General features: G+C 45.8%; 7 protein-coding genes, 1 tRNA gene and 1 rRNA gene. 5 read left to right on the top strand and 4 right to left on the bottom strand.

Going from position 1 to position 7,116, the window contains the following annotated elements; all coding sequences use genetic code 11:
* Positions 1-77 precede the first annotated feature (77 nt).
* Both rrf and BM231_RS25625 read left to right on the top strand, forming a co-directional pair.
* A 5S ribosomal RNA gene (gene rrf, locus BM231_RS25630) occupies positions 78-192 on the top strand.
* A gap of 55 nt (positions 193-247) precedes the next feature.
* Positions 248-324 (top strand) — tRNA-Met (locus BM231_RS25625).
* A gap of 428 nt (positions 325-752) precedes the next feature.
* On the opposite strand, the gene BM231_RS25620 is transcribed toward BM231_RS25625, so the two are convergent.
* The 4 genes from BM231_RS25620 to BM231_RS25605 form a co-directional block, all read right to left on the bottom strand.
* Positions 753-1,892, bottom strand: coding sequence for a mandelate racemase/muconate lactonizing enzyme family protein (locus tag BM231_RS25620; RefSeq protein ID WP_093524099.1), 1,140 nt, complete (start codon positions 1,890-1,892; stop codon positions 753-755).
* 69 nt (positions 1,893-1,961) lie between these two features.
* The gene (locus BM231_RS25615) at positions 1,962-2,996 is read right to left on the bottom strand and encodes a DctP family TRAP transporter solute-binding subunit (RefSeq protein WP_093524097.1); all 1,035 of its coding nucleotides are present in this window, start codon (positions 2,994-2,996) and stop codon (positions 1,962-1,964) included.
* A gap of 30 nt (positions 2,997-3,026) precedes the next feature.
* On the bottom strand, positions 3,027-4,316 hold the full coding sequence (locus BM231_RS25610) for a TRAP transporter large permease (RefSeq protein WP_093524095.1): 1,290 nt from the start codon (positions 4,314-4,316) through the stop codon (positions 3,027-3,029).
* Positions 4,313-4,846, bottom strand: coding sequence for a TRAP transporter small permease (locus tag BM231_RS25605; RefSeq protein WP_093524093.1), 534 nt, complete (start codon positions 4,844-4,846; stop codon positions 4,313-4,315). The genes BM231_RS25610 and BM231_RS25605 overlap by 4 nt, the downstream gene beginning before the upstream one ends.
* Positions 4,847-5,149: 303 nt before the next feature.
* Here BM231_RS25605 and BM231_RS25600 point away from each other — a divergent pair, with 303 nt between their 5' ends.
* The 3 genes from BM231_RS25600 to BM231_RS25590 are packed head-to-tail and all read left to right on the top strand — an operon-like array spanning position 5,150 to position 7,049.
* Positions 5,150-5,830: a FadR/GntR family transcriptional regulator gene (locus tag BM231_RS25600; RefSeq protein WP_063304419.1), complete on the top strand. Its 681-nt coding sequence runs from the start codon at positions 5,150-5,152 to the stop codon at positions 5,828-5,830.
* A gap of 16 nt (positions 5,831-5,846) precedes the next feature.
* Entirely contained in the window at positions 5,847-6,236 is a 390-nt protein-coding gene (locus BM231_RS25595; protein ID WP_093524091.1) for a RidA family protein, read from the top strand.
* A gap of 45 nt (positions 6,237-6,281) precedes the next feature.
* Positions 6,282-7,049, top strand: a complete 768-nt coding sequence (locus BM231_RS25590) for a creatininase family protein (RefSeq protein ID WP_093524089.1) — start codon at positions 6,282-6,284, stop codon at positions 7,047-7,049.
* Positions 7,050-7,116: the final 67 nt, after the last annotated feature.

Raw genomic sequence — 7,116 nt, 5'->3', positions numbered from 1 at the left:
ATAACTTGGAAACAACATTGGCACTTCAAAAAAGTGCCATCTCAGACCAGTTCAAAAGTCAGTGTGACTTATTCCTGCCCGGTGGCTATGGCGGGGCGCCCCCACCCGATCCCATCCCGAACTCGGAAGTGAAACGCCCCTGCGCCAATGGTACTTCGTCTTAAGACGCGGGAGAGTAGGGCGCCGCCGGGCATGAATAATCCACACCGACAAATCTTCAAAATAAAACATGAACATAACAGATTACCGCGGGGTGGAGCAGCCCGGTAGCTCGTCAGGCTCATAACCTGAAGGTCGTAAGTTCAAATCTTACCCCCGCAACCAAAATTCGATCAATAGATCAAACATATAACAAAAGCCCTGAGCCAACCGCTCAGGGCTTTTTGCGTTCGTGTCAACACAACGTCAACATTTGATGCAGGCATGAGTTAACAATCGATAGGATGCTTGACTGTGAGAAATCTAGGCTGGTCATCGGCAGGTAACTCATGTTCCTTAGCCGAAACGACAAACGATGGTGAAGTTCGATTTATCTACGTGAAGTTTATCATATAAGGTAAAATACATCGGAAGGGTATGCGGGCTAAAAGCAATCGTTATTTAACGAACAGCATCTGTACTTAAATCGCTTATTGAAAGGCTCTATCCTTGCGGCTTCTGATGGACCTGAGATCTTTGTATGAAAAGAGCAATGGTTTTGATGAATGCAACGCCGATACAAAATCTGACGGCGTTGCTGTTTTACGGATGAACTAGCCTACGACAAACTCAGTTGTCTTGAACTGGCTGATGGCGTCTTCATCTAGCTCAATTCCTAATCCAGGTCCTTGAGGAATTTGAACAAAAGGAGGTTCAAATTTCAATGGCGTTTTGAGGAGATCGTGAGAGCGTATGTGGCGTCCGAATATGTCACTTGGCCAAATGCAGTTTTGAGTAGCTGCGGCCTGATGCACATACATGGCTTCTAGAATTCCCAAATCCACTTCAGAGCCGTGCCAGAAGTAGAAGTTTGCGCAATGAGCAACCTGTGCTAGTCGATGGAAGGCTGAGAGACCACCATTAAAGTTAAATCCATCAACTGCTTGATGTGCCAAGGCATTAATAATGTCGTGCTGACGTTGACCCTGCCAGATGTAAGGCAATGAGATATGTCGGATGATGCGGATGTCTGTAAACTCGCGAAGGGCTTTGTAGTCCTGAAGCATCCAAATCGGCATTGGATCTTCTAGAATCATAACGTTTCCAATTTTCTCAAGGCCCCGCACTATTTTCTTTGTTTCTCCCAGGTTTTCAAATCGTTGATTAGGATCAAAAATCACCTTCATCTTGGGAGCATGTGCCGCAATTTTTTCACACATGCCAACGACATCATCTTCGAGGTCTGCTTTGAACTTGATCGTTTCAAATCCTAGGTCCTGATATTGCCTTACCCATGGGCCAACTTCATCCAAAGTTCTGTGGCTGGACCAAGCAGTAACTTTGACCTTTTCTTGAAGCGCTCCTCCAAGCAGTTTGTGGAGGGGGAGGCCTTGTAGCTTGGCTGCAGCATCCCAAATCGCGCATTCAAAGCCGTCATATTCTCGTGAGAGCAATATAGGTAGTTGCTGGAGACTAAGGTCTTCGATGGCAACGCCTAATAGGCTATCTGCGATATCCTTTACTAGCTTGGTATTATGATCTCTCATAAATTCGCCATAGCCAACTGTACCGTCAGATAGTGTCATGCGCACAATGAGCTTTGGTAATTCATCAAACTGAGTTGACCATGTTCCTTTTGCTCCCACGGGAAGCATATGCAATGGTTTGTTCAGCGTAGCAGAGTTGATAACGCCTGGATTTGCACGAACGATGACTTCTGTGAATTCGAATTTCTTGATTGTATGCTTTGTCATTGGAGCTACCGATAGTGACAGGAGAAAATGGCCGGAGTTAAACCTCCGACCATGAAATCTTTTTGATGTCTACTTCAGATAAACAGAGGCGTTTGCCTTATTGATTGCAGCTTTAAACTCTGTCAGCAGAGTTTTTCCGCTGTCTGTCAGAGTTTCATTAAAATACTTGTCCATCTCGCTCACTGCAACTTCGCGCATTCTGGCAAGCTCATCTTTGGATGGGGTGTTTACGACCATTTTTTCCTTGAGATCAATGGTATCTTCGGCTTCAGAAATACGACCCAATCCGCGCGTTGCAACAACAGCTTCCATGCTAGAAGCACGTAGGATGTCCTGTTGTTCTGGTGATAAACCTTCAAAGAACTGTTTATTCACAAGGAAGAACAATGGGTTATAGAGGTGCTTGATCAGGCTTGTTGCTGTCTGCACTTCGTAGAGCTTTGTCCGGTATACGGTCGGGACTGGATTCATTTGTCCATCAATAACACCTGTCTGAAGACCAGTATAAACTTCGCTCCAAGCCAGCGGATAGGCTTCTGCACCCAAAGCTTGAATAAGACGCTGATGTGCCGGCACAGTCATCGTCCGAATGCGCATGCCTTTGAAGTCTTCTAGCGTTTTAACTGGCTTCTTTGAATTGGTTAGTGCAAAGAAGCCGCCTGGATCGGCAATGCCCAAAACCACAACATCTCCAAGCTTTGCCTCTATAGCTTTGGCCAGCTTTGTGCCAAACTCACCTCCATATACTTTGTAGACGGAAGCCATATTGTCGAAAGCGAACGGTAAGTTCAAAATATCTAGGTCAGGGTACACAGGTGTCAATGAACCAAGAGATGCGATCGTGCCCTGAATGATTCCATCTCGAACCTGTTGTAGTCGCTCTTCACTGCTGCCTAATTGGTTGTTTGGATAAATTTCTACATCAATATCACCATTGGTGGCAGCTTCAACAGATGCACCTAATACAGCGGAATAGGCGTGTGTCACATTTCCTTTTGCTTCCGGAGGTGCATCATGGCCAATACGCATCAGTTCAGCGTGCGCAGCTCCTCCCAAAAGAGCGGTCATGCAAACGGTAGCAAGCAACGTTTTTAAAGATCTCATGGTATTAACTCCCAATTATGTCCAGAGATTTTAGAAGCCGAGCAGTCTCGGAATGAAGAGGGCTACATCCGGCAAGAATGCAAAACCCAGTAGTATGGCTACTTCCAGCAAAAGGAAGGGCCAGAGATCTTTCATGATCCCACCAATCCTCTCGCCGGTTACAGACGAAAGTACGAAGAGGCATGCGCCAATTGGTGGGGTCATAAGAGAAATATTCAGAGCAAGGACGACGATAATACCTGCATGAATGGGATCTAGACCAATTTGAGCCATTATTGGCAAAAGGACAGGACCCATGATGATAAGCACGGCGGCAATATCCATGACCATGCCGAAGGCAAGCAGGATTCCAATCAACATCAACAAAATGAGGTCTTTGTTGTCGCTGAGGGCAAGCAAACCTTTGGAGAGATTCTGTGGAATGCGCTCAAACCCAAGCCACCAGCCAAGTGCTGATGCAATCGCTACGATAAGAAATACAACGCCGTTGATGCGAGCAGTTCTAGCCAAAATCTCGGGTAGGTCTGAAAGCTTTAGATTTTTGTAAACGAACATGCCGATGAAAAGAGCATAGCCAACAGCGATAGCGGCGGCTTCTGTGGGCGTAACAATACCGCCCAAAATGCCGCCAAGAATGATACCGGGCATCAGAAGAGCCAGAAACGCTTTTTTGAAAGCAGCCCAAACAATGCGCCGACTAAGGAGGACATCTTCGCGAGGAAGATTTTTGGCTCTGGCTGTGAGAGTTATCATTGCCATGCACAGCAGTGTAATAACAACACCAGGAAGGATCCCTGAGGCAAACAAGCCCGCAATAGAAACCCCCATAATGGAACCGTAAAGCACCATTAAACTGGAGGGTGGGACAGTTGGCCCTACGATAGAGCCAGCTGCTGTAATTGCACAGGCATAGGACCGAATATAACCGTTGCGTACCATAGCAGGAACAAGAGTTCTGCCAAATGCAGCCGCGTCTGCTGTAGCGGAACCCGAGACACCGGCAAACAACAATGAGGCGAGCATATTTGTATGTGCCAAACCTCCACGCCAGTGCCCGACAAGCGCCTTAGCAAACAGAAGAATTCGGTCTGTAATCCCAGTTTTGTTCATGATTTCGCCGGCCAAAATGAAGAACGGCATGGCCAAAAAAGCAAAACTGTTTAAGGCCGAGAAAATTTTGCTTGGGATCATGACGAGGAAGTTATTATCAACGATCCCACCACCAAGAGCGATGTAACCGGCAAAAGTAGCAACCCCAATTGCGACCCCAATTGGCAAGCCAATCAGCAAGCTAACAACAAATAATAGTGCAACGATCACTGGTCTGCCTCCTGATTTGCTCTGTTGGAAACATCCACTTCCAATATTTGAACGGGAAGTTTGCCGAAATCACGGATAAACACGAGAGAAAGCTGAACTGCGGTGAGGAAGAAGGACACACCGACCGCAGCATGAGGAACAGTCAGAGGCATTCCAAAAATTGAGGTACGTGTACCGAGAGCCTTAAAAGCGAAACTGATAGACAGAAGAGCAATACTAAAAAAGACGGTGATGCTCACAAGATCAATGAATGCTGCAAGCAGCAGGCGCTGCCTTTCTGGTGCTTTTTCGTAGATAAACGAGATGAAGACGTGTTGTCTCCGGTACATAGCCGTCGCAATCGCTAATAGCATGGTCCACACCATTAGGTAGCGTGCTGCTTCTTCCACCCAGATGACTTGCCACTTGAAGATGTAACGATCCAGGACTGCGAACCATACGTCGAAGAGTAAAACGGCGAACATCGCAATTATAATCTTGTTCAGTACAGTGTCGATAATCCGAGAGGCTTGCCCACAAAAGCTGCGCATATAAATCTCCCACCAATGAAACGCGCATAACGTCTATGTTGGACCAATCACGAGCTAGATTCGCATCATAATTGGATCTTATTGGATCTATATTGGACTGAAATATCTATAAGTCAACGAAAATGAATTACGTATTACAGCGTCTGTACTCAGCAAAATTGTGGTGATATATCGAAAATTGGATTGAATTGGTGCTATTTTGGTTGATTGTTCGATCTATTGCTATCAAAATGGTGCGCCTAAAGAGAGTCGGGTATATTAGGGCCTCATAAAGTTTTGCTTATTTGGGGAAATACGAGAGTTATGAAACAGGACGCACACTCAACAGATCTCCATACTCACTTGCTGAGTGCGTTGAGAAACGGCGATCTTAATCCAGGGCAACGCCTGCCAACAGAGCGTGCATTTGCTGATCAGTTTGGTGTCAGTCGAGGTGCGGTACAACGTGTCCTGCAGAACCTTGAAGAGAAAGGTCTGATCTTTCGAAAGATTGGAAGCGGAACCTTCGTTTCCGATCACCTAGATAGTGCTGTCGAAACGTTTGATCACGGAGTAGATATTACTAAGGGTAACTTGGCAGAACACGTCGAAGCCAGAGCGGCATTTGAACCCTGGGTTATTGCCACTGCTGCCCGATATGCCACTTCAGATCATAAGCAGGAGCTGCGTAAACGGTTAGAACGTGTTTCTAATCCTGAAGATTGGCTCGACTACAAAGAGAGCGTTTATCAATTCTTTCGTCTTCTTTACGAGATCACCGAAAATGGCTTCCTCCTACATATCTTCGATTTAATCATTAAGGCACGTGAGGACGTCCGCTTTGGCGGTGAACGGCCCAAAACACGCGTAAGTTTAGTCATCAGAAACAACATGGTTCGCTCTTTAGAGACCATTGCTGAGCCCGTAGAACAAAATAACCCTGAGAAAGCTGAGGCTGCAAGCCGGGAATTTCTCGACAAAATGATACTGAGCGTAAACACATAAGTGGAGGTAAATTCACATGGAAATCGGAAAACATCTTCCCTCAGAGGCAAGCCAACATGTGACAGCTGGCCCATACTCACCGGTCTTAATCGTCAAAGCAGACAAAATTGCTCTGATTTCAGGTCAGGCGCCTCTTGATGATGAAGGCAACGTGATCGGTGAAACGATTGAAGAACAAACACGCGTCACACTCGACAACTGCCTGAAGCAACTTCAAACAGTCGACTGTGATCTAGGCGATGTCTTCAAAGTCAATGTATTCTTGACTGACTTGGAAGAGTGGGAGCGATTTAACGTCGTTTACCAAGATTATATGCCAGAGCCACGACCTGTGAGGACGGCAGTTCAAGCAGGATTACTCTCTACATTCAAAGTCGAAATTGAGATGTGGGCGGTGCATAACTAGACCTTTGTGGTTTGTATGCTGAATTGATTTATTTGGGAGAATGCCGTGATTTGGGAAGATCTGACCACTGAAGATCTGGGCAAGATTGACCGTGAAACGCCGGTTGTTTTGAATGTTGCAGCAATTGAACAACATGGTCCTCATTTGCCGCTATCCGTAGATGCAGATATTGGCGAATTCTTTTTAGGTGAACTTAATAAATGTCTAGGCGAAGCAGTATTAACTCTACCGTCTGTTAAAGTTGGCTGTTCCGAGCATCATATGGACTTTCCTGGATCCCTTACTGTTACTCATGAAACTTTCATGAATTATGTACTCGGTATTCTTGAATCGGTTCTTCATCACGGCTTCAAAAATATCCTTATTCTCAATTCACACGGCGGTAATAATGCAATTGGGAAAGTAATTGCAGAAAAATTGGGAGCACGATACGGGAACAATGCCCGTATTATGTTTACAGCTTGGTGGCGCGCTGCCTCCGAACAGTTGGCTGCAATCTCAGACTCCGGGAAGCTTGGAACTGGGCATGCATGCGAATTCGAAACCTCTGTAATGCTTCTGGCGCAGCCACAAAAAGTGAAACTGGACCGCATGCCGCATGGATTACAGTTTGTTGAGGTTGGAGAGCGTTATGACGCAGGCTTGGTCGGTGGAAACTCGGTCGACTATATTCGGTCGATGAAACGGATCTCAGGTGGGAGTGGTATTGTGGGAAATCCAACAACAGCTAGTGTAGAAAAAGGACAGTTAATCACTGATGTTGTCATAGCAAACCTTTCAGAAATTGTGAAAGATATGAACAATTTACTGTGAATTGCGTGCGATGATAGGCGTCAACAATACGTCAATATCTGTATTATTATTTACTTTCACTGTAAAT

It is taken from the genome of Pseudovibrio ascidiaceicola (genome assembly GCF_900114245.1).
Lineage (GTDB): Bacteria > Pseudomonadota > Alphaproteobacteria > Rhizobiales > Stappiaceae > Pseudovibrio > Pseudovibrio ascidiaceicola.
Note: the sequence above shows the minus strand (reverse complement) of the source record. Positions and strands in the feature narration are given on the sequence as shown.

Excerpts from the sequence above, each read along its gene's own strand:
- BM231_RS25600 (WP_063304419.1), top strand. The coding sequence starts at position 5,150 with ATGAAACAGGACGCACACTCAACAGATCTCCATACTCACTTGCTGAGT.
- BM231_RS25620 (WP_093524099.1), bottom strand. The coding sequence starts at position 1,892 with ATGACAAAGCATACAATCAAGAAATTCGAATTCACAGAAGTCATCGTT.
- BM231_RS25615 (WP_093524097.1), bottom strand. The coding sequence starts at position 2,996 with ATGAGATCTTTAAAAACGTTGCTTGCTACCGTTTGCATGACCGCTCTT.
- BM231_RS25605 (WP_093524093.1), bottom strand. The coding sequence starts at position 4,846 with ATGCGCAGCTTTTGTGGGCAAGCCTCTCGGATTATCGACACTGTACTG.
- BM231_RS25595 (WP_093524091.1), top strand. The coding sequence starts at position 5,847 with ATGGAAATCGGAAAACATCTTCCCTCAGAGGCAAGCCAACATGTGACA.